We start from the raw sequence: 23,510 nt of genomic DNA, 5'->3' as shown, positions 1-23,510 counted from the left end.
CCCTATTCTGGGCAGCTGCCACGATGAGGCGTATTTTCTGAGCCACATCCCCATCCTGGACAGCTGCCACGATGAGGCCCATTTCCTGCGCCCCATTACCGTTCTTGACAGCTGTCAAATGATCAGCTGCCAGTCAGGAATTCTGCATTTTTCAGCACTGAAATTATGCAGCTCATTCAGATAATGTGCCGGCACTCATGTATACCAGTAAACATTGAACGGCACCGTGGCGGCAGTGATAAACAGCTGCTATGAGCGTTAGGCTGTTATTAGCATCCGTCAGTACGCCATAGTCTTGCATCATGGCACAGCCTTAAAACAGCATAGTGAAAGTATGTTCAAGCCATAAGATACACACCATTGCTCATAATCAAACAATTAAAATCGATAATCACACATGACCTGCTGGCCAGTAATCAGCCCAGTATGTCCTTAACAACCAGGCGGCCATCAGATGAAGCATTTACTTCCAGATTCATTAGATTTCCAGGACCTGTATGATGAGCTACTCATGATTCCACGCTCAATTTCAGGCCCGGGCTATCTCAAGTCACTGAAGATTTTACGACGCTATATCCCTTTTGAGCTGGAGCGTTATCCATCTGGCAGCAAGGTTCTGGACTGGACTGTGCCTCCCGAGTGGAAACTTGAGCGTGCTCTGCTTAAGGACACTGGCGGTAATATCATTCTGGACAGTGATGTCAATCCCCTGTATGTACTCAATTACTCCACATCCTTTCAGGGCACAGTGACCCGTGCAGAGCTGGAGGACCACCTGTTTACTGACAGCCGTCACCCGGATCAGATTCCGTATGTCACTTCATATTACAGGGATCGCTGGGGCTTCTGCATGTCCAGCAAAATGAAAGAGCAGCTGACTGATACCCATTATGAGGTAGATATCAGGGCTGAAAAGGACAATGATGGCGAGATTTTGGTTGGTGTCTGCGATCTTCCCGGTATGTCTGACCGCATAGTGCAGTTCTCTTCATATCTGTGCCATCCGAATATGCTCAATAACGAGCTGTCCGGCCCCCTGACTCTGGTTTTAATGTGGCTGCTGCTTTCATCACTGCCACGAGAGTCAAGACGCTATACATACCGTTTTGTAATAAATCCGGAAACCATAGGCGCCATATGCTACCTGTCACGCCATGGCGATGACCTCAAGGAAAAACTCGAGTACGGCATTAACGTAACATGCACTGCCAGCTTTTATTCAAATGATTACGCTGGCAATTTCAGCCGCATCAAGCCGGTTGATCTGACCTTGCTCAAGGAGCATCTTGCTTCAGAGTCAATAAAACTCAAGGCTGAGCCGGATCTCAACAGCTGTAATGGCAGTCTCAACGGCAGCCAAAGAGCTGCTGGCGGTTGCTCCAGCCACAGCTGCACGGATACCCACAGCTGTTTTAATAAGCTTATTGCTCAGTTTAAAGAGTGCAGTGAGCGCAATTTTCTGCCATTTCCTATGACATTTAAAATGACCAGACAAAGTCTGACTGACGAAATTAAATATGTCAGGTCATCCGTAATGGCAGAGGCTTGTGCAGTGGGTGCAGGATCAAGAGCTCAGAGTGATATCGACTGCTGCGCTGATGATGCTGCCAGACGCTTTGTATCGCCAGCTCCAGCATGGAAAGATAAAGAGATACTCAAAAGCGCCATGACCTGTATCACAGATGAGGAAAAGTCAGGGCATTACATGCTCAATGGCGGCCTTCACAGTGGACTGAGCGACGACCATCGTATGGCTTTGATGAACTGGTTCATATCAGATCATTTGAAAATTCCATCAGTTAATAAAATCGTCACTTCTGATGATGCCAGTTGCAATCCTGCAGTTAAGCACTCCTGTACAGTGGACCATGTCATAGCCGTGCTTGAAAAGTCCTCGCAGAGCAATATCAAAAGTTGCGTGTTTATGCCATACAGCGGCTCTGATGAGCGCCAGTACTGCTCTGCTTTAATAAACCTTCCAGTGGCAAGTGCTTTCCTTACAGCCTATGGAAGCTATGGTGAGTATCATTCATCCCGGGACAGTCAGGAGCTATTCTCCCTTGACAGTATCATCTGGTCGGCAATACAACTGGTCATGTTTTCGCGCTTTTATGAAAGACGTGAAGAAAAACCAAAGGCTCTGATACCAGGAGAACCACAGCTGGGGCCCAGAGACCTTTATCCATCTCTAAGCTGCCGTGCCAATGATGGCCCATTACATGGAAGCAGTGTATGGTCCGTGCTCAATATCATTACTCTGCTTAATCTGGCAGATGGTCAGTACACGGTTGAGGAGCTCAGTGGCATATTGGACATTCCAGCCTTTGAAATGCTCGACTTGATTGAACTGCTGCGCTGTAAGGAGCTGCTGGCCTGATATCCAGGGCCAGAACGATTAAAAACAGGGGGCCTGTCTCTATTATGATACAGGCCCTTTCTTTTATGTTTTAGTATGTATGTATGTATGTAGCTATAAAATGCTGACATACACTGCACATCATGTTGCCAAATTCTGCCCTGTTGCGCTCATTACTGTAGACCAGCATTTCAGAACATGAACGCGCGGAAAATGCGCGTAGACCAGCAAGGGCATTGCGGAGCACCATATAAGCAGCTAATGCTGTCGCTTTGATGCCCTGAATATTATTGCTGCTTGGCGCGACAGTCTTGTTCCATGATACGTGGGACAGCTTTGTCTGGCCGGGACCTTCATAGCGCATCTGCCTGTTTACTGGAGCGGCATGACAGTGCATGTGCAGGCTGCCCTGCTGGTTACCGGGGTTGCTGGGGGGGTACTGCATGCGTTACTGCGTGGCGTTGCTGGTCCAGACTGAACAGGTGGCAAAAGCGTCAGAAATGGGACACAGCATTTAAGGGATTCAATGCTGTCAGGGATTGCCATGTCATTTTTCTGCTGCATATCATGCTTATTCGTCACATTCTGACTTGAGTGGCATGGACTAAAACCAATTCCAGGGGAGCTTTTGCGTTTCTGAGTAGGGCCTGAAGAAATAGTAAATGAAGTATCCTCAGGAGCTTATAGCCACGCCATGCCGATACAATCGGGCATTTACTAATGATATAGATATGTCTTTTTATGATTAAGGCACATGCTTTGCTACTATGATTATGTCAGTGGCTGTGTACGCCATACTGGTTAGCATAGATTTGCAAACATAAGAGCATTGATATTCAACAGCGATTGTATACGTTTTCAAACTCTGAAATTTATGTATTAGTATAAATTGTTTTAGAGAGTGAAATCGTCTTTTCATGTCCTCAGCAACAGTTACAGACTGGTGCATGTCTTCCTCAGGTTATTCTTATGAAGTCCCTTCCACAAACTGTAGATTTTCAGGCTCTCTACAACGAGCTCCTGATGATTCCACGCTCCATTACAGGCGATGGCTTCAAAAAATCTCTGGAAATTATCAGCCGCTATATTCCTTTTGAAGTAGAGCACTACCCGTCTGGCAGCAAGGTGCTTGACTGGAATGTACCGCCTGAGTGGAAGTTTGAGCGCGCCGTGCTTAAGGATTCAAAGGGCAATATCATCCTGGACAGCGATGATAATCCCCTGCATGTACTCAATTATTCTGTTGGTTTTCAGGGAACCGTAAGTCGTGAGGAGCTTGAAAGTCACCTTTATACCGACTCTCGCAATCCGGATCATATACCTTACGTTACCTCATACTACAAAGACCGCTGGGGATTCTGTCTGAGCAGCAAAGCGAAGGACAGCCTCAACGACACTCATTATGAAGTGGACATCAGAGCATCAAAAGATCCTGAAGGCAGCGTTGTAATTGGCGTATGTGACCTGCCGGGCCAAAGCGATCGTATAGTGCTGATCTCCTCATATCTATGTCATCCATCCATGCTCAATAACGAGCTGTCAGGACCGCTTAGTCTGATCTGGATGTACCTGATGCTTGCATCACTGCCTGCCAGTGCCCGCCGCTATACATACCGTTTTATTATCAATCCTGAGACCATAGGATCTCTGTGCTATCTGTCTCGACATGCTGACGAGCTTAAAGAAAAGCTTGAGTATGGTATGACCGTAACCTGCACTGGAAGCTTTTACTCCAGCGACTATGCAGGCAAGTACAACAGCATCAGGCCTGTGGACCTGTCATTGCTCAACGAACACCTGAGCAGTGAAACTTCACAGAACATTGCCCTGGAAAAGGACATGACCTGCTATAACAATCTGCTCTATCAGATTGATCACTGCACTGAGCAGAACTTTCTGCCTGTTCCTCTGACCTTTAAGATGACCCATCAGAGTCTGCTTGATGAGTTCAATCATCATGTCGAGCAGCAGGCCCTCTATGGCGCAACAGCACAAGTACCAGTACCAGCCCCATCAGCAGCATACGGTACGGCGTTGTGCGCTGCTGCACAGCCATCCATGACACACTCTATGTCCCATGCACCACTGGCGACTGAGTCCCAGGACATGGTCGAAGGCTGTGATCTTGAAAATGCCATAAGCAAGCTCAGCGATATGGAGCGCGAGGGACATTATGTCCTTAATGGCGCAGTTAATACAGGTCTCTCGGACAGAGAGCGTGTTGCCCTTACGAACTGGGCTGTTAACAGTCAGATTAGGATTTTCTCCATAACTAAGACTATCAACCCTGACAGTGTCAGTGTAAGCCCAGGGGTAAAGCTTTCCAGCACAGTAGATCGTTTAATTGCCAGACTCAACTGTTCAGCAGGCAGTGAGTTCAAACATTGCGTCTTTATGCCATTTAGCGGCTCTGATGAGCGGCAGTACGGTTCAGCGCTGTTTAATCTGCCTGTAGTCAGTGCGTTCCGCACCGTGTACTGCAGTTATGGTGAGTATCACTCATCGTTTGACAGTCAGGATCTCTTCTCTCTGGACAGCGTAATACATGCAGCAGTACAGCTGGTTAAGTTCACCCGTTTCTATGAGCGTCGTGATGAAAAGATAAAGGCACTGATTGCCGGTGAGCCACAGCTTGGTTCCAGAGGTCTGTATCCAACCCTCAACTGCCATGGAAAGTCAGGCAAGATGTCACGCCCAGAATCATATCCAGTGATGAAGATCCTGAATCTGCTCAGCCTTGCTGACGGTAATTACACAGTGGAACAGCTGACTACTATTATGAACATGTCCGCTTTTGACCTGCTGGATCTCATTGACCTGCTGCGCAGCAAGCAGGTGCTGGCCTGATCAGAAGCCATTAGAGCACTGAATAAATGCCGCTGAAACTTGAGCTCAAAGGTTTTTCAGCAATCATACAAAGCAGGATGAAAGCGCAGGCTCCATACTCATACTTTGCATGATATGGGAAAAATGGGGCGTGGCGCCCGAATATGCTTTATAAAACCAAAAGGCCCTCATCTGATGTCAGGTGAGGGCCTTTTGAAATTATTAAGCTATGCGGCTTACTGCATGAGAGTTAAGCCATTTCAGATAGCGCAGTGCGAGCATATCCGCCTGAGTTACTGTGTCATGGGCTACCATGATAAATCCGCTGCTTAAATCGCTTCCGGTTTTCAGTGGTCCGTATTCAGCGCCTCTGTGAAGGTAGTTTTCCAGAGTAACAATGTGACTGAGTTCCTGGGCATTGAATATACTTGCAGCTATAACATCGTCGCAGCAATCACTCTGGATATCACAGCATGATGAGTGTGACGTAGAGAGAACAGTCCCATGTTCACAGCCGGAGGCGCAGCCGGTTGCTTTCCCGACTGCTTTCCCGGCAGAATATCTGTTGTCAGCTACACCATCACTGGTCTTCACGCAAGAGAGTTCAGTCTCAGGTGTTGAGTCAGATGAATTACTTACAGATTTGTCAGAATTAATTGTGTAATGCATGCCTGAATTGAGAGCTCGAATACATGCCAGCTCACTGGCATTGAAAGCGACAGCCGTATCGCTGGTACGGGCTTTTGCCATAGGGGATTCCGGCGCATTTTCTGGCCATACAGCGCATTCGGTAAAGTCGAAGAAACGAATAGCGCATGCGCGCGAAGGCAACTTACACGATATGCTCTTACCCTCAATTACATTTTCTCGGTAAAGCTGCATGGGATTGTTGCCATTAAAACAGTGCAGCGATATTACCTGATTCCCTGACAGTCGCGCTGAACAGTCAATAATGTAAGGTGTTCCAGACCAGGAGTTAATGACGTCAGCGGTGAGGAATGTTGAGCGCAGCTCAAGGGCTGATGACAGCTTCTGCATCAGCGGCATTATGGCCTCACGTGCCAGGGATACGGCCGTGCTGTTCTCGGAAAAATAAGCTGTTTCCTGCCTGTAAGGGGCAGTAGATATGTCCTTAAAATACAGTCCCAGCAGATGACATTTACCATCATTGTCGACCAGCAGTGAGCAGGAAAACTCATCTCCCTTCAACAGCTGCTCAATAAGCAGTCCGTCATCATAAAAGCGCTCAGGGGCCTTATAGGACTTGAGGTCCTGGGCAGATCTGATCATACGAACACCGACAGATCCCGAGCCGGTTACTGGCTTTATGATGCAAGGGTAGCCAATAGAGCTTTGGATTTCATCGGCATATGATGAGAGTGAATGGATCTTTTCAACAGGTACATATATCCACTGATAGTTATCGATACCGCAGCTTTCTAAAAAATTATGGAGCTTGAGTTTGTGGGTCAGAGTATCAATGGCAGTGAAACTGGCTCCCGGCAGTCCCAGCTCATCATTGATTTTGCCGAGAGCTGTAAGTGCACGTCCTACTGGAAATGCAATGGAGTGGGTGACGCCATACTCACGAGCCAGCTTTGCTGCTCCCACATGGTCACTGAAATCGTGCTTAATACAGGTCAGTCGGTCTTTCCAGCGGTCAAGAAAGTCCTGCGGCAGCACTGGATCACAATCAAGGGCGAGTACATGCACATTTTGGGCAAGCAGCAGTTCATAATACTGAGTGCTTTCCTTGTTTGCCCCTAAAACGAGGATACGTGGGGGCTGGTTACTCTTTCCCTGCATAGAACTCATAGCGTAGATCTCTGAGATTTAGGTGTTGGTAAGTCGATTCGCGTTGTGAATGCCAGGTGCAGAATCTGCACTATGCACATCAGCTTGTCTGTCACAGGTTACCGGAAATTACGGACTAATGTATAAATACACAGATGTAAACAAGATTATCTGTAATAATACCGGCAACCTAATATTGATACATTTATATATCTATTTGACCAGGCATTCATGAGATAAAGATGCAACTTCACTCTAATCATGCATACTGTTTAAAAGCAGACCGTTACATAAAGGATGATATGGGGTATTCATGCGACGGTGTTGAATTGATGTTATCAATCATAACAGGATGCCTGAGAGCTTGTGATTAGACCGGGCTGAGATAGATTGCTTCATCAAAGGTACAGTTGATACGGGCCAGGTTGGCAATGATTTCACTGTAGAATTTGCGTGATCCTATTGCCAAAACCAGTAATGGCACATGGCGATCTTTGAGGCAGGAGTCTGCCCAGTGCACCTGCTCAACTTTGTTGTCCGGCCTCAGGAACTGCAAGCCATCCATCTCTGGAGTCGAATTAACCATAGTGAATTTATATCGGCTCAGATTTTCGCCCAGAGAGTCCAAAATGCTGAAGCTGTAAAACCCAGTACCGTAAATTACAATTTCTCTGCCTCTGGTATGGTTATACTCAACTGCATACCTGAATCGATGAGTTGCCTCTTGAGAGATATGAAGGTTGTACTTTATGAGCTCTCGGTTACGAGCCTGTTCGGCTTCAAATTCCTCGTCACTGAGCTGTGGTGTGCTCATAAAACGTTCAGCAGCTTCCGGATCATCAATGAGATCAACAGCCTTGGTCAGCTCATAGGCCATGTAGCCATTACCTTTTACCATATAGCAGCGATCCATGGTAAATCCACCCATACGGGCTATATAGTGGTAGGCATTAGAACCAAGGTGCAGACTCTGAACCGCATGCATTACATGAAGCGGAGAAGAGATAAAGAGCGCGCGGCCGCCTTTGACCATTACATTGTTAAGTCCACGCATAAATGAAACAGGATCCGGCACCATTTGCAGCACATCTTTGCAGCCCACAACGTCATAAAGCCTGTGATCTTCAACTGTTCCCTCATCACCTGCAGCTGATGGGACAGTTCCTGAAGCCGCTGGGCTGGTTCCTGCAGTGGACGTGCTGGTTGCTGCAGCGTCTGATTTATTTCCTGCATCGGCAGAGGTGGCGTCTGTATCTTTCCCGCACTTGTTCATTCGTGCCTGCCATACCGGGTCAGCATCAGGAAAATAACCTGTGACTACGCGTATGGCAAGCATGCTCTCATCCATACCATCAGTTACTGTAGACGGGTCTAACAGGGTCAGATTCTTAAACCCGCGTCTGCTCAGCTCACGCAGTAAATAGCCATCGTACCCGCCAATATCAAGGACCTTGCACTGGTTGCTGCTGCACATTTCTGCAACAGTATCCACATAGTGCTGGAATTGAGAGGAACCTGTTGATGAAGGCTTAATAAAATTGAAGTTCGCGGTAATGCCTGATCTGGTTTCATTGCTCATGCCGCGCACATTGAATGCAACGCCGCAGTTTTCACAAAGAGCAGGTCTGAAGGTTATGACCTCATTTTTCCAGGCATCTTCAGGCCTGAAAGGATGAGAGTTCACCATATCTCTGTGATCACAACCCTCGACATAGTGGGTACTGCCACATACCGGGCAGCATAAGTGTTCCTCGTATTTGATGAAAGAAGACATTACGGCATCTCGGGAGCCCTGAGCGTACGCAGGTACAACATAATTTAGAGCTCAACTACAAAACTGATAAGAAAACAGACATCAGGCTGAGCCAGCCTGCAGTTATACATATAAACTGGTGTATTAGCAGGTGTGCTGTTCAGGAGTGCTGACACCATTGGGCCTGACGCAGCCTGTAATGCAGCTCATTGAACAATACGTTATGTTTTAACGCCCAGTATTAAGCCCAATGTAAATTTGGTGTCATGCTACTACGCATAAATATGAGATTAACGCATGAGTGAGCAAACTTCAGCATTATACACTCATAAGTGCAGAGACTGCCTTACTTTAACGCACGTAAATCCATTGTCTGACATACAGCTATTTCGTACATTTATCGAGATCAGACAGGGCGTATGAACGTATACATCTACAATTGCTTATGTAAAACCTGTTGACCGTGTCAAACTTTCCGTTACGGGCAAACAAACTGAACAAAGCTAAAATGCGTGTGAAATTGACCACAGTAAAACTGCATTATTTGATGGATCTAAATAAATACATGCGAAGATAAATCCATCAATGAAAGCCCTGCCTTAATGGCTTCCAGTGCAATCTATGCCTGGCATGCCCTGTAAGTTCAATGCAATGCAGTTATATGTGAAGTATGGGGTGTAATAATATCAAGTCAACAGCATGTGAAAAGGCAGATAAAAAACATTACAAAAAGTTTTACAATGCATCATCAGGCTTACTTGGAACCCAGGCATATTGTGCTCAGATAAATTGTTAATAATGCAATTAGATCATGACCAGGGAAACGTGATTAAGGAAGTGCTTATGCAGGGTGTGTTTCAGCCCACGCCTTGACTGCAGCGAGTAATGGAGAGCATAGACCGATTAATAAAAAGGCAATGAAGGGCAGGGCAGGGCAGGGCTGGACATGGGGGGCAGTATTGTGACCGAAAGGTTGCGTAGATACGGCACAACCGGTACGCAGGACTTTTGATGGTATGTTGACCGTCCAGCTGTGCCGGACGGTCAAATGGTGGTGTACAGCTGCGCTGCTTCATGAGTGCAGGGACGTTGCAGCGTGTAACAATATCAGGCAGGTTTACTCGTGGTCTGGCAGATAGAGCAGCTCGTCAAAGGTGCAGCCAATTTTCTGGAGAGTATCGGCAATCTCGTTTTTAAACAGAGGTGACTGAACACCAAGAATGAGCAGTGGGATATGTCTGCCTTTGAGGTACTCCATGGCATAGTGCACAGGGCAGGTAGAGCTGTCAGGGAGCATAAATAGGTAGCCATCCTGCTCAGCTGATGAGTTGACCAGAGTTAAATTGAGTCTGGACAGATCGGTGGTTACAGCATCAATGATGTTGAAGGTGTAAAAACCGGTGCCGTAAATGACAATTTCACTGTCTGACTGGCTGTAATGGCTGATGCGCTCGTTGAGGAATGCAGATGCCTTGTCTGAGAAGGAGTGGCTGTTTTTAATAAGCTCACGGTTGCGTTCCTGCTCAGCGGCAAAGTCTTCAGGGCTGCGCTGAGGTTGGGCTGCAAAATCGGCACTGAGCTCAGGCTCATCAATAAGGTCAGTCTCCTTGCGCAATACATACACAATATAGCCATTCTCTGGCTTCTTGTAGTGCTCAAGCAGCTGGAAGCCGCTGTGCTGGGCAAAGTAGCTGTAGACATTGATGCCAAGATGATTGCACTGCAGAGCATGCATGACATGCAGCGGAACTGAAGTCAGGACCAGCATGCCGCCCTTTTTGATAACAGCATTAATGGCCTTCATGAAGCCCAGTGGATCCGGGATCATCTGAAGCACATCCTTGGCGCAGACCACGTCATAAAGACCGCTGCTGCCACCACCATTACGAGCTGTAAAAACAGGATCATGCTCTGGGAAGAAGCCGTTGACTACCTTGATGCTCTTGAGGCTGTCATCAAGATCATCGGTCTTGCTGCTTGGATCAATAAGGGTTAGGTCAGTATATCCGTCGCTGGCCAGTTCCCTCAGCAGATATCCGTCATAGCCGCCGATTTCCAGAATTTTGTCTGACTTGCTCTTCAGGTGCTTTTTGACTTCATTCATGTAAGTCTGATAGTTGGCAGCACCCATGGAGGTTGCCTTGATGAACTGATAGTTGCGGTTGATAGTGGCGCGGCTCTGGGCATCAATGCTCTTTAGATTGAAAGAAATGCCACAATTTTCACACAGAACAGGGGTAAATCTCAGCACCGCCTGCTGTGATATCTCTTCAGCTTTCATTGGCAGAGCCTGGATGATTTCCTTATGCTCTGAGCCAATGGAGTAATTCCTTGACTGACAGACAGGACAGCATTCCTGGCTGGTATAGGTAATAAAACTGTCTGAGGCGGTGCTCATAATAACTCCTGATAGATATTCTGATAAGAAAAGCTGCGGCCTGGCCGGATTAGAGGTGTTTAGCATGCCGCTGTGTTACAGCATCAGCCGCTACATAAACTTCTGCTGCCATTAAGGCAGCTCCCGTCACATGCACCGCTGCCGTTACTGTAGCAGCAGCAGCTGTCGCACTCAACGATGCTGTTACGGTACAGCAGCTGTCGCACTCAACGCTGCTGCAGCGCTTATCCTGAACTGCTCATCTGTAATGAGGGAAATGAAAGTCAGCACATTAATACGGCTGACATATCACAAGCGGTCTATTTTACGGTGCGCAGTACATCGTGTCTGAGGAATTTTACCCTTTTTTAGCTCAAACGCTGCTTAATAAAGCATCAGTATGGCTGACTTGACTGCCAGATAAGTACGCAAAACAGATATCATGCAGCACAAACGGGCAAAATAAGCCATTTGTACGTGTGATCCACCCTCTGCATGCGTTCGTAAGTGATCAGACAAGAGAGAAAGACCGCCGATCAGTCATTGTTTTGCAGCGAATCACATCTATGTTCTACGATGGAGTGACAGATTGCAGTGAGCACAAACAGCAAGGTCCGGCTGCTGACAGCCGTGCAAACTGTCAGCAATACCGGACCTTAAAAACGCAGAACGCCCGGACGAACCGGGCAACGTAACGTTTACTGTGAACTTTGTACCAATTATGCGTATCTCTGCATGTTTATGACTGTCAGAACCTGTGAACATCTCTCCTTTGAAGCTGACACGAATTTACCTTTGTGAGCTGACCGGAATAAAACTCCAGTCAGATGACACTTGCAGCTAATGCCGCAAAACTGCCGTGAAGCAGGCAAGGTGTCAAGTGCAGGCCGGTTCATATCAAGCTCCTGAATTAAGCCTCCTGTTGCAAAGATAAGTTATGGCATATGATTGTCTTGAGTGCTGAATACGCTCTACAAAGCGATACAGACAGCATATTAAAACCTGAATGCATTCTCATGTGGCCTTCATGTAGCCGGGGTTTGATCAGACACGATTACCATCTTAAATAGTAAGCCACAGCCCTATGGATAACTGCGGCACTGTATGGTTTGACAGGCTCGACTGTATTGGGAGAGTCCTTATCTGTGCCGGATAAGGAGCAGCCATAACCTGTCAAATTCTATTAGCCAGACTGCAGAGCAAAATGCATCCTGTGGCAATTCAAGGCCCTCATTGCAGCACGTCAGGCATTGTGAAATGGGCGGCCGCCATGCGGCCTGATACAAACAGGGGTGCGCCAGATGCGCACTGTGCAGGCAGGAACACTGCCTGGGCCTGAAAGCGATGCCTGAATTTGCTGGATTTGGCACCGCCTTCATGGCTCTGCTGGTCAGGAATACTGTGCATATTCCTGATTTGGGCAGGGCCCAAAACCGTACTTGTGCACCAGTAGCAAAGTCTGAAAAACAATTGAGGGATCAGCTGCATCATCTGCCACTGAGTTAAAACCGACAATGCTGATTGCGTGGACTTATGGCTGATGGCTAATGTCGTGTTACGAACAGACAACATGTCATCTCTGGTATTGAAAAAGATGAGATGCAAGGTGCTCAAAAAATCTTGCCCATAAGGGGCAGGGCTCTTGACAGAGGTTTGCTCACCAGAGCCGTTTAAAAAATGTTTCTTATGCCAGCTATAATGATTATCAGAGTCATTGCTGCCGGCTGTTAGCTGTTGCCATGTGCCTAAGGCTGGTGCGCTGCTGGGAGCAAGTGATGTTCCCTTGCTATAACGCCTGCGCAAGCTTCATGATTTGCCAGGCTGAACGTTCAGGCCTGATTGATAATGTCCAGTATTTGAAGGGTAGTGGAGCTGCCTCTGCCAGGCTGTGTCGATAGCTGAGACGGTCTCATATCCATGGCTATGTCAAGGGATTGGGCCAACTCATATCCACAGCTATGTCAGGGGATGGGGCCGACTCATATCCACAGCTATGTCAGGGGATGGGGCCGACTCATATCCACGGCTATGTCAGGGGATAGGGCCGACTCATATCCACGGCTATGTCAGGGGATGGGTGCCTGCTTATATCCAGGGATAAGAATGGCTCATTTCCATGGCTGTGTCCGGGGCATGGATATCGCCCCAGACTGAGTACCTGTTCCAGAGGTATACGACCTCTGCTTTCTTGTCGTGACAGTGTGGGCAGCTCCTGATGATTTTAGCCCCAGACCTTCTGGGCAAGATCAATTACAAGGTCAATTTTGGCCCACTGTTCAGCTTCGCTAAGCTCATTGCCTTCCTCGGTTGAGGCAAATCCGCACTGAGTAGATACGCAAAGATTATCAAGAGGGAAGTACTTAGCTGCTTCACGGACACGACTTTCAAGCTCATTGATGTTCTCAAGCTCAGGCTTCTTGGAAGTGATAATGCCCAGCACAACTTTCCTGTTTTGAGGGATGAACTTGAGGGCCTCGAAGGTACCGGAGCGGTCGTCATCGTACTCAAGGTAGAATGCATCAACATTTTCGTGGGCAAAGACGACATTGGCTACTCGGTCATATGCACCGCTTGAGAAGTAGTGGGAACGGTAGTTACCACGGCAGATGTGGGTGCAGATAGCCAGATCATCAGGCTTGTCCTTAATGGCAGCATTGTTGGCCTTAAGGTACAGGGCAGCCAGACGATCAACGTCTATGCCACTCTTTTCGACCAGTTCCTTGTCACAAAGAACTGACCAGGTACAGTCATCAAACTGAATGGAGCGACAACCGGCAAAGTAGAGGTCCTTGATTACCTGACGATAGGCGGCGCCCAGATCTTCAATTAAGGCATCTTCGTTTTCGTAATGTTCCTGCCATGAGGTGGCAAATTCGCTGTTGCGTACATTGAGGAAGGTAGCAAGAGTCTGGGCTGGTGCCGGGATAGTCTGACGTGCTACCAGGCCATAGCCTTTGCTTTCAAACTGCTTTACAAATTTGAAATGCTCTACAAAAGGATGGTTTTCACCGGTAATTTTGCCAGTAATAACAGCTGTCTCAGCACGGGTATCAATGCCTACGAAACCATAACCACGTTCACGACTGGCTTTGGCTACACCCTGAAGTCCCCACATAAAATCAAGATGCCACCAGCTGCGACGGAACTCACCGTCGGTAATAACGCGTAGACCATGTCTGATCTGCTTGCTGATAAGATCGGTGATGCACTCATCTTCAACCTGCTTTAAACCTGCATCATCAAGCAGGCCCTGACGGTGCAGGTTACGTGCATTCTTAAGCTTGTCAGGACGGAGGAAAGAACCGACTATATCAGCGCGGAAAGGGGCATTTTGCGGGATGGTGAAAGCCATGATAATTCTCCAGAAGTACCTTATTACAGGAAGCATTACAGTGAGGGTACTGTTCACTGCAAAGTCTGAGCACTGTGCTCAGTCAGTACCAGGAGGCTCCATATTTCTGCGCCTGTGGCATGTAATGTGAGTCTGCCTTGTCTGCTTTGTAATTTAAAAGTCCAGTATCAGTCCGGCTTTATTACCTGTCCTGCTGTTTGTCTGATGTATGGGCAAGTGCATTTATATGGTCGCTGCCGTGTTAAATAAGAGGCTATCCCATGCTCAGCGGCTATCTGAGTGTCGGGTCGAATTTAATCATTTTCGTCAGACCATAACTTTAATGCATATCCCTCATTGTAATCAGTAAACAGCCGGCGGTTCCGGACTTTGATTATGTGTCAGAGGCAGTTGTCATCGGGTAACCCCTGGCTCTGTTCATGGTCAGCCTGTTGTTAATCAGACTGGGTGAGCGGTCGTTACTGCCGATTGCTGCGGGATTTGTGAGCCTCAGGTGGCTCGCTGTCTCTGCGTGGCTTTAAGATTACGTTGACTCAGGCTCATAGTCTAATACTAATTATTCATGCCCCGTTATAGCCTTAAGTTATACCTCTCTAAATGCCCATAAATTACAGGAAAATCACAACTAAGCCCTGGCAAATCTGTACTGCAAATACCTCCGGAAAGTACTTTTTGCACCCCTGAATTAATCCCCAAAACAGTGCAAACCATGGCGCCGGGCAACATAATAATTCACTGAAAATGCGATGAATATCAGCGTTTCAGCAAGAATCACAACCAACAGTCAATAATTCAATAGTACTTTTTATTTACATATGGCAGCTCAACCATAGCCCCTTTCCGATAGAACTTAGTGCCTCTGCTCCTGGGGTCCGCCCTTGTAGCAGTTAACTGCCTAATTTATTGTCCATAGCTCTGCCGTAACACCATTCATGTGCAATGTCAGGCGGAGCCATTAAGACAGGACACGGCAGGGCAAGAGCGGCATCAGCGAAAACTTACGAACGTATACCTGTTGCACTATTTATTGTTTTATAAAGTGTAGAGACGAGTCATGAGCTGTCTCCCAGTCAAGGCAATATATCAATCTATTGTCTTTTACAGAGTATTATAAAGTGCAGCTATAATCAGGTTACAGAAAGGTGGTCTCACAAAGTGCGCATCTAATGAGTTTGAAACTGCTTTAGAAAGTGTTATTTTGCATCGCTTGTCAGGCGTGAACTTCAAAGAAAATGTACGTCAGTTCAGGCGTTGACAGCGCTGTCAAAGCTGTAAGCGCAGTCATAAGAGAGTGCATTCAGGAGTGGAAAACTGAGGCGGGGAAACAACAGATAATGAGGAAGCTGTGAACAGAAATGCTCAGAGTAATATGCCTGACATAAGATGCCGGCTCGGCATTACAGGGCTTGCTGGTAATGCTGACTAAAACATAAAGTGAAGTGAAAAGCAAATACGTGCACTGATACAAAGTAACATTAGAGCGAGCAGCTCCGGGCATCCAATTATGCGGTGATGGTTCTGCAATATAAAGTTAATTGTGCAGCAGATGTGTGCAGTGATGCACAGTAACATCAACGGCAGAGCGGCTTCGAGGTGCCCGTTATGCGCAGATGGTGCTGCAGGCTGTTATTGACTGCGTTTCTGGTCATCGATGATGATGGCATCGGGATGGATAAATTCAAGAACATAGTCCTTGAGAAGCTCGAGGTATCGAGATGCAAGTGTGCTTAACTTCTGACTCTTGCGGTATACCGATATCAGCTCCATGTTTTCGTCAGACTCAAGAGGGACAGAGACAATCTGATCGCCATTAAGATCGCTGCTGAGAATGCCTGAAGCAATGGTATAGCCCTGCAGGCCTATGAGCAGGTTAAAAAGAGTAGCGCGATCGGTAACTACAATATTCTTGGGCACTATTTCGGTAGAGTGCAGCTCTTCAGAATAGTAGAAGCTGTTGTTGGTTCCCTGGTCGTAGGTCAGGCGAGGAAAATCGACCAGATCTCCAAGGGTTACTGAACTGCGCTCTGCAAGTGGATGGGTGCGGCATACAAAAACATGAGGGCGGGCCATAAAAAGGCCTTTGAAAGCCAGATCCTTGCTGCGCAGTATGTTCTTGATTACCTCACGGTTATAGTTGGACAGGTAGATAATGCCCAGCTCCGAACGGCCGGTTAAGACATCCTCGATAATGTCACAGGTGCGTGACTCGCGCAGGGAAAACTCATACTCATCCTTGTTGTATTCATTGACCAGACGGACAAAGGCATTAACTACAAAGGCATAGTGATGGGAGGATACTGACAGTACCCGTCTGACTTTGTGTCCCCTGCTGTAATGGGCCAGCAGCACATCGGCCTGCTCAATGACCTGCTTTGCATATGACAGAAAACGGTAACCTTCATCTGTAAGGTCCACGCCAGTAGACTTGCGCCTGAAAATGATGATACCCATCTCATCTTCAAGAGATGAAATGGCCTTGGAAAGACTTGGCTGCGAAATATACAGAGAGGCAGCCGCTTTCTGCAAAGATGAATGATGTGCTACCGCAATCAGATAGCGCAGCTGAGTCAGGGTCATAAAACTCTCCCGGAGCAGGCCACGAGCCTGAAATTATCCACTTGCCTGGTCCATAGTATAAGCCACTGTTCACAATAGCTCACAGGCGTACTTTATAGCTCTGTCAGCCCGCATGAACCATATTCGGCCCGACCTGCAGATGCTGCGCTGCAGCAATGGCCTGCAACTTCGTCTTTTGAGTAGAGAGTGACTTGCAGGGACTCACATGGTTACTGGATGACACAGGTGGCGAACAGTGGCTTTATTGTTTGTTATAAGGCGCATGAGTATAGCATGCACATCAGCTCCGCCTTTATCTGCCCTGATAAAGCGCTTTGTCTGCAAAATGACCTCACAGCTGCCGCATGTGCGGCATTGCCGTTTGTGTTGATTGGCACGGGGATGGACTTGTGCTGCATAGCACGAAGATGGCCATGTGCTGCAAGGTACGGGGATGGACTTATGCTGCATAGCACGAAGATGGCCTTGTGCTGCAAGGTATGGGGATGGACTTATGCTGTCACGCGGTCACCTCATTAGTACTTAAATCCTCTTGAAGTACCAGTGAGGCGTGCTGATTGAGTACTCATCTGGCGCGGTGACAAGCATGGCTCCCGGGGCCAGTCTGCACGTCGGTGCTGGATATCTTCTTGATTAATGACCTTTAGCCTCCTTTGTGCGGGTTAGCCGTATGTACCAGGGGCCGTCATCCGGCTCAGGTTGTGACCAGAGCTGTGCCTTTCTGGCAGCCGGAAGCAAGATCAGAATTTTCAGATGCAAAAAGGCCCCGTACTGTGTTGTTGGGCAGTGCGGGGCCTTGAGTTAGTAAGACTGCCTCAGTGCTTTTCAGATTATTCTGAGCGGCCCTGAGACGGTCTTTGGCGAGTATGTTAACTATACTGGCATACTGGTGGTTACCTTAAAGTAAGACAGAGAGTCACGCAGGTTGTGGAGAGCCTCCACAGTTTTGTCGATAATTTCCTGAGTGTCCTGAGTGTCCTTGTTGGCATCCTTGGCCAGATCGGAGATATCGTGGATATGTTGAGAGATTTCGTTGGTAGCGGTAGTCTGCTCTTCAGCTGCGGCTGCAATCTGAGCAATCTGAAGATTTACCTGCTCAACATGATTGATCATATCGTGCATGGTGCCCTCAACCTGGGAAGTGTCCTGGCTTGTAGCCTCCATGGTGGCTACTGACTGGTTGATGGACTCAGCTGCTGTAGCTGCATCTTGCTGAATGTCTGCGACCATGCCGGCAATTTCCTTGGTTGAATCAGAGGTGCGACTGGCAAGCGCACGAACTTCGTCAGCTACCACGGCAAAGCCACGACCAGCCTCACCAGCACGGGCAGCCTCAATCGCTGCATTAAGGGCCAGAAGATTGGTCTGAGCTGCAATTTCCTCAATGGTATTAACAATAGAGTTAATGTCCAGAGAGCGCTTTGCTACCTTTTCTACAGCCTGGGAGTTGGACTGAATTTCATTGCTCTGGTCACGAATAGCTTCGATGGTCTTCTGAATGCGGGCTACACCCTCAGAAATAATATCCTTGGTTGTACAGGACTGGCTGGACACATCCTCGCAGTTCTTGGCAATATCCCTGGTAGTAGAGAGCATCTGCTGTGAGGCAGCTGATACAGTAACTGATTTGTCTTCGCAGTCGTTTACCTTAATGGCGATATTGCCGGACATTGCAATAACCTCATTGAGGGTCTTTTCCGTCAGCAGAGAGTTTTCCTTAACCTCAAGCAGTGCCTTGTTCATATTGTCACGAACAATGCGGATCTTGTCGATGATGGTTCCAAAGTCATCGTTGTAGTACTCGGCAATACGGAAAGAGAAGTCGCCCTCACACATCTTGTCAAGGAAGTGACCCTGACGGGTAATACAGCGGGTAATATAAGAAACAATGGCAAGGGAAAGAGCCGCACCAATTATTACTGAAAGGGCAGCCACCGCAAGAGAGTAGTAGGCCATGCGCATATCAGAGCCTTCACTGGCAAGCTGGATAACCAGCAGATCCTGCATTCGAATAGATTCAGTACAGGTTTCATACATGTCTATGATAACTGGACGCAGGGAATGCAGATAGTTGCCAAGTCCGCGAATACGGTCGTTTCTGATGACATTAAGGTTGTCCTCATATACCTTGATCAAAGACAGGGACTTGTCCTTAAGCTCCTGAATCCTGGCAACATATTCAGGTGCAGACTGCAGATCGCCGATACGCTGCGGATTCATCACTTTTGAGGCTTCCGTAACGGCATCGATAATCTGATTGGTCCTGTTCTGGAAGTCCTGAAAGCTACCAGGCGCTCCCTTCGCTCCTGACAGATAGTTCAGAGTAATGTTGTCAAGGTCACGCAGGTGATTTTGCAGATTGGTTACGCGAACGGCAGAACGGTTAAGAATAACTGAAAGGTCGGTTGCAGCTCTGACACTGTTCAGAGTTGCAAAATATGACATTACCGCAACCAGTATTGTCATTGATATTAAGGAAACAGACAAAACTGTCAGCTTGATTTTGCTGCTCAGGTTGAAAAAACAGCTAAACATACTCAGCCTCATTACAAACTTTAAAACTCGCCTGCTGCCTGAAAATCTGTCCCGGAACCTGTCAGCCCTGTCAAAGCCTTACGGTTCCACGCGTTAACAACTCCAGATTTACAAAGCAGCCAAAATTATGGTGTCAGCTCGCCTCAGGTTATGGCCATGCTGCATGTACCTGCCACATGTCCACCGGTACCCGCCACATCACTGCAGGCACTGGCCACATGGCAGGCAGTACGCGCCATATGTCTGCAGGCACTGACCACATGGCAGGCAGTACACGCCATACGTCTGCAGGCACAGCCACATGTCTGACGGTACCAGCCAGAGGACTGGCAATGCCAGCACAGGCGATCGCTTCCCTGGACAACAGGTCCTGAATGTATGGACAGGACCTGAGAGAACCGGTCACAGTCTGTCCAGGGCTGTCCCTGCGATTGCTTTAGTGCCTCCATATTCTTGCAAGGCAGATGCACACTCCATTTGATCATCACTCAGACTGATTAATGCCTGGAGGGATGTTCTCAACCCGGGTTACCCATACTGCGTCAACTCTGCCTATAGCCAACCTGGACAAATACCGGCAAAAGTGCCAGAACATACACCCGGGTTCAAGAAAAAGACAGCATTGCTCTGTCCACATTGCGCACACGGTGCTCTAAACGTCCACCTTTCTGCTCAAACCAAAAAAGTAGAGTTTGAATGACAGAAAAAAGGGCGTAGAGGTTACTGCGAACGCTGGGATCGCATTGATGTTTTCGGGGAAAAGACGGAAATGATCAGAACTAAGGATTGATAAAAAGATGGAGCTGTCGCTTTCCTCAGAATATGTACAGGTATATGCAGCGATGTATTGCTGACCAAATACACAATGATGTTACCAGTGATCAGGTGCTCCTGACTGGTATGTACACTCCCTGTGCGACCATGGGACATTGTTCACTATTAGTGGCCGCAGAACTGCCTTTATACAGGTGGTACCATCGCCTGGTCTCAATGAAACAGCCGACAAGACCTCCTGCACAGCAAAGATCAGTTAAAGCATGCCACATGTGAGACAGTCGCAACGGCACAGGCGCGTGCTCAGAGCGTACTTGATGTGATTCTCATTATCTGCAGGGCTTATTCTGTTCGCAGGAGTCACAACCACTGAAAAGCAGAACCACAGCTATCTTCCGTCAGTAGACATTTACCTGCACAGCCATAATAACAGACACTGGCATCTGCAGCATTCTAATCATTCAGCCTGAGCTTTTATGTACGGACAGGCTCTGTCAGCAGGTAATAGATGTCAGAGAATCACTGGCCTGCATCATAGCCAATAGCTCAATCACTGGCCAGATCCAGTTGGGATTTTGTATCAATGTTCCCGATCAGACATGACATTTTGTGAGCTCCATTACAGTTTCCGACGCAACAGTTCCCACTCCTGCTGACTCTCCCGTCAAGGTTGCCTTATTCGACGAGGCAAACTGACACCTCATAACCAATAACCATGCTGCATAAGCATGGACATAAATCATCAGCTGTTGCTGCCGTGACAAAAACAAAGCATCAATACAGGACGGAATGTACGAGTAGTAGGTGCAGTCTGTAAGCAGACAAGCGACCCCATCCAGCCTGAGTGTGAATGGACATTCATAATACTGATATGAGCGTATTAGCATCAGATAGAGATAATTGAAACTCAGGATGCGTGGCCTCAGGGCAGCAACATTGGGAATGTTTTACAGCCGCATGCCATGGCTGCAATAGCCACATGATATGGTATCAGGAGGGTCGTCCCTGCAAGGGCGTACAACTGTCCGGCCAAAGCAGCGAGAAAAGCATTATGCGAGGTATGAGGTATAAGGCTGAGCCTCCTCCTCAGATCAATCAGCCTGGGCTAATGCGGCAGCATGTGCATGCAGTTAGTTGTCAGGAATGCAGTAAGGCAGACTGGTTATGGCAGATATGTCTGCGCGTGAAACAGCAATGAACCAGGGAAATGTGCAAGGGCTATGTGCCAGAACAGGCAAGACTAAATGTGTGGGAGCAATGCTCTGCCAGCGCTGGCTGTGAATCGGAGAAGAAGGGAAGATATGATGCCGACGCCTGGGGCTAATATTAGGTTGAATCCTGGTAAGGTACTAAAACTACCCACTGGATTAGCACTAAACGGGAAAAATACAGAACGACTGTAGTTCTTTAATATGATTATTTTAGTAAGTTGCGGGGATATGCTCTTATTTCTGTAAATCTTATCGAGCTCATCAATGTAAATTAAGTCCTGGACAGTAAGTGTTTCGTTATATAACGATGTAACACATTGATACATATATGGTTATATACAGATGATTGGGCAAAATTTGTGAAATTTACCGTTCCATAGATACATAAGATGGTTTTTGCCGAAGTTGTATGACAGGAAATTTTCAGCCTTCAAACCAGTCATTTGTGGTCTACAAATTTCCTGTTACATTGATGTATGCCGTTGTGTTTTGGAAGGGCTAAAACTATAATTATTTACCACTACCATACATGTGTGCTGCTTTTTTGTGCAAAGTTTTGCTGCAACAAAATGCAAAAATGCGACATTCCACTGCAAAAGTACTGCAAAATGCTCTTACTATGAATTTTTTATAAAGCACATATCCAGGCATTGTACAGATGGTTATCAATGGCTTACCTGCAATTTGTTTCAGTAAATATTGAAATTTTGCAATGAACCAAATGCAAAAAATGCATTCATTTTCACTATTTTAGCCCGCATAATTTTCTGAACACAAATCAGCCCTGAATGCAAGCATCCTAAGATGTTGACAACTGTGAATTTATAAGATTTTTACATCGTCAATCGGCGTATCGGTGGTATTTGGGATCTTTTACATGACGTACAAGTAAAAAAATGTAAACAAAAATTTTTACGAAAATTTTCTTCAAAAGCCCCATTCCTACGCCCGGTCTCGCGATATACGTTCAAATTTGAAGCAAATGTAAGTTAAAAATATCCAGAAAAGTGCATTTCTCGCGCTATAATAGCTCAACATATTTGTTGGTTTCACTATATCTCATAACGGAGGTTCAAACAGAAGTGAGCGATATTGATTTTTCCCACGAGGCAAAGGTTTTCAAGGCTTTTAGCGATCCAAACCGTCTGCATATTCTTCATGCTCTTAAGAAGGGTGACATTTGCGGCAGTAACCTGCTCAAGGAGCTCAACATCAGTCAGCCAACTCTTTCCCACCACATGAAGATTCTGTGCGAGGCTCGTATCGTGAAAGGCCGTAAGCAGGGCAAGTGGGTTTACTACTCATACGACCGTACCGGAGTTAAACTCTGCCAGGACAGCCTCAACGAGTTTACTTCCATAATGGACGAGTTTGAGTCTCAGTCTCGCGACTGAGGTTAACGGTCTTTCAGACCACCATGCGCTTCCATATCTGGAAGCCTGAGAACTGAAAGTAACCGCAGCACAAATCTTACATGCAAATGTATGCTTTGTCTTCTTATCTAAAGGCAGTTTGACTGCCATAATCAAACAATCAGAGGAGTTGAGTCATATAGACTCAGCTCCACCTATGGCAGGCCGTAAGGTCATGCTCAGAGGTCAAAGAAAAGATTGTAGATGTATCCGCTGCCACACTGCATTGTAAGTGAACTTTGGCAACGGCGGTGCCACCTTTCCTATGCACCTTAAGGGTGGCTCGATCAAACATTCATACATTGTAGTTTATTGTTATAAGCATTCATTACATGTACACCGGCACTGGTCCAATGCCGGATTTCCCCATTTTGTCTTCATATTCCTCAGGCATCCCGTCCCGTTCCGGCTTACGCCACAGCTTCCTCTCTTTCGGGCACCGCCACGAATATGCATCTCCTGCACATTCATCCCCCGGCTTCACATTTCTCTTCTCATTTATTATTCATCATTACCAGTTTCACTGACATTTATAAATTTACA

The 23,510-nt window shown here is 47.1% G+C and carries 10 protein-coding genes; 3 read left to right on the top strand and 7 right to left on the bottom strand.

From position 1 onward, the window contains the following. The first annotated feature begins 454 nt into the window (after positions 1–454). Together MXE41_RS06010 and MXE41_RS06005 are read left to right on the top strand one after the other, a co-directional pair. A complete protein-coding gene (locus MXE41_RS06010; RefSeq protein ID WP_247099786.1) occupies positions 455–2,377 on the top strand; it encodes a DUF4910 domain-containing protein in 1,923 nt (640 codons plus the stop codon). Positions 2,378–3,325: 948 nt separating this feature from the next. Beyond that, positions 3,326–5,203 (top strand): DUF4910 domain-containing protein, encoded by a 1,878-nt coding sequence (locus MXE41_RS06005; RefSeq protein WP_247099784.1) that lies wholly within the window; start codon positions 3,326–3,328, stop codon positions 5,201–5,203. 201 nt (positions 5,204–5,404) lie between these two features. On the opposite strand, the gene MXE41_RS06000 is transcribed toward MXE41_RS06005, so the two are convergent. The 7 genes from MXE41_RS06000 to MXE41_RS05970 all read right to left on the bottom strand — a co-directional run bounded on the left by MXE41_RS06000 (position 5,405) and on the right by MXE41_RS05970 (position 19,480). Next, on the bottom strand, positions 5,405–6,997 hold the full coding sequence (locus tag MXE41_RS06000; RefSeq protein ID WP_247099782.1) for an ATP-grasp domain-containing protein: 1,593 nt from the start codon (positions 6,995–6,997) through the stop codon (positions 5,405–5,407). 349 nt (positions 6,998–7,346) lie between these two features. Beyond that, positions 7,347–8,750, bottom strand: a complete 1,404-nt coding sequence (locus MXE41_RS05995) for a methyltransferase domain-containing protein (RefSeq protein WP_247099780.1) — start codon at positions 8,748–8,750, stop codon at positions 7,347–7,349. A gap of 1,096 nt (positions 8,751–9,846) precedes the next feature. After that, on the bottom strand, positions 9,847–11,127 hold the full coding sequence (locus MXE41_RS05990; RefSeq protein WP_247099778.1) for a methyltransferase domain-containing protein: 1,281 nt from the start codon (positions 11,125–11,127) through the stop codon (positions 9,847–9,849). Positions 11,128–12,336: 1,209 nt separating this feature from the next. Beyond that, positions 12,337–12,909, bottom strand: a complete 573-nt coding sequence (locus MXE41_RS05985) for a hypothetical protein (protein WP_247099776.1) — start codon at positions 12,907–12,909, stop codon at positions 12,337–12,339. A 418-nt stretch (positions 12,910–13,327) separates the two neighbouring features. After that, positions 13,328–14,458, bottom strand: a complete 1,131-nt coding sequence (locus MXE41_RS05980) for a 5-methyltetrahydropteroyltriglutamate--homocysteine S-methyltransferase (protein ID WP_246977725.1) — start codon at positions 14,456–14,458, stop codon at positions 13,328–13,330. Positions 14,459–16,084: 1,626 nt separating this feature from the next. Continuing rightward, positions 16,085–17,035 (bottom strand): LysR family transcriptional regulator, encoded by a 951-nt coding sequence (locus MXE41_RS05975; protein WP_247099773.1) that lies wholly within the window; start codon positions 17,033–17,035, stop codon positions 16,085–16,087. An 873-nt stretch (positions 17,036–17,908) separates the two neighbouring features. After that, positions 17,909–19,480 carry a methyl-accepting chemotaxis protein gene (locus MXE41_RS05970; RefSeq protein ID WP_247099771.1) on the bottom strand — a complete coding sequence of 524 codons (1,572 nt, stop codon included), beginning with the start codon at positions 19,478–19,480 and terminating at the stop codon, positions 17,909–17,911. A 3,157-nt stretch (positions 19,481–22,637) separates the two neighbouring features. On the opposite strand from MXE41_RS05970, the gene MXE41_RS05965 reads away from it, so the two are divergent. Further along, a complete protein-coding gene (locus MXE41_RS05965; RefSeq protein WP_246977722.1) occupies positions 22,638–22,949 on the top strand; it encodes a metalloregulator ArsR/SmtB family transcription factor in 312 nt (103 codons plus the stop codon). Positions 22,950–23,510: the final 561 nt, after the last annotated feature.

It is taken from the genome of Anaerobiospirillum sp. NML120449, from assembly GCF_023051105.1.
GTDB lineage: Bacteria > Pseudomonadota > Gammaproteobacteria > Enterobacterales > Succinivibrionaceae > Anaerobiospirillum.
Note: the sequence above shows the minus strand (reverse complement) of the source record. Positions and strands in the feature narration are given on the sequence as shown.

Excerpts from the sequence above, each read along its gene's own strand:
- MXE41_RS06010 (WP_247099786.1), top strand. The coding sequence starts at position 455 with ATGAAGCATTTACTTCCAGATTCATTAGATTTCCAGGACCTGTATGAT.
- MXE41_RS06005 (WP_247099784.1), top strand. The coding sequence starts at position 3,326 with ATGAAGTCCCTTCCACAAACTGTAGATTTTCAGGCTCTCTACAACGAG.
- MXE41_RS06000 (WP_247099782.1), bottom strand. The coding sequence starts at position 6,997 with ATGAGTTCTATGCAGGGAAAGAGTAACCAGCCCCCACGTATCCTCGTT.
- MXE41_RS05995 (WP_247099780.1), bottom strand. The coding sequence starts at position 8,750 with ATGTCTTCTTTCATCAAATACGAGGAACACTTATGCTGCCCGGTATGT.
- MXE41_RS05990 (WP_247099778.1), bottom strand. The coding sequence starts at position 11,127 with ATGAGCACCGCCTCAGACAGTTTTATTACCTATACCAGCCAGGAATGC.
- MXE41_RS05980 (WP_246977725.1), bottom strand. The coding sequence starts at position 14,458 with ATGGCTTTCACCATCCCGCAAAATGCCCCTTTCCGCGCTGATATAGTC.
- MXE41_RS05975 (WP_247099773.1), bottom strand. The coding sequence starts at position 17,035 with ATGACCCTGACTCAGCTGCGCTATCTGATTGCGGTAGCACATCATTCA.
- MXE41_RS05970 (WP_247099771.1), bottom strand. The coding sequence starts at position 19,480 with ATGTCATATTTTGCAACTCTGAACAGTGTCAGAGCTGCAACCGACCTT.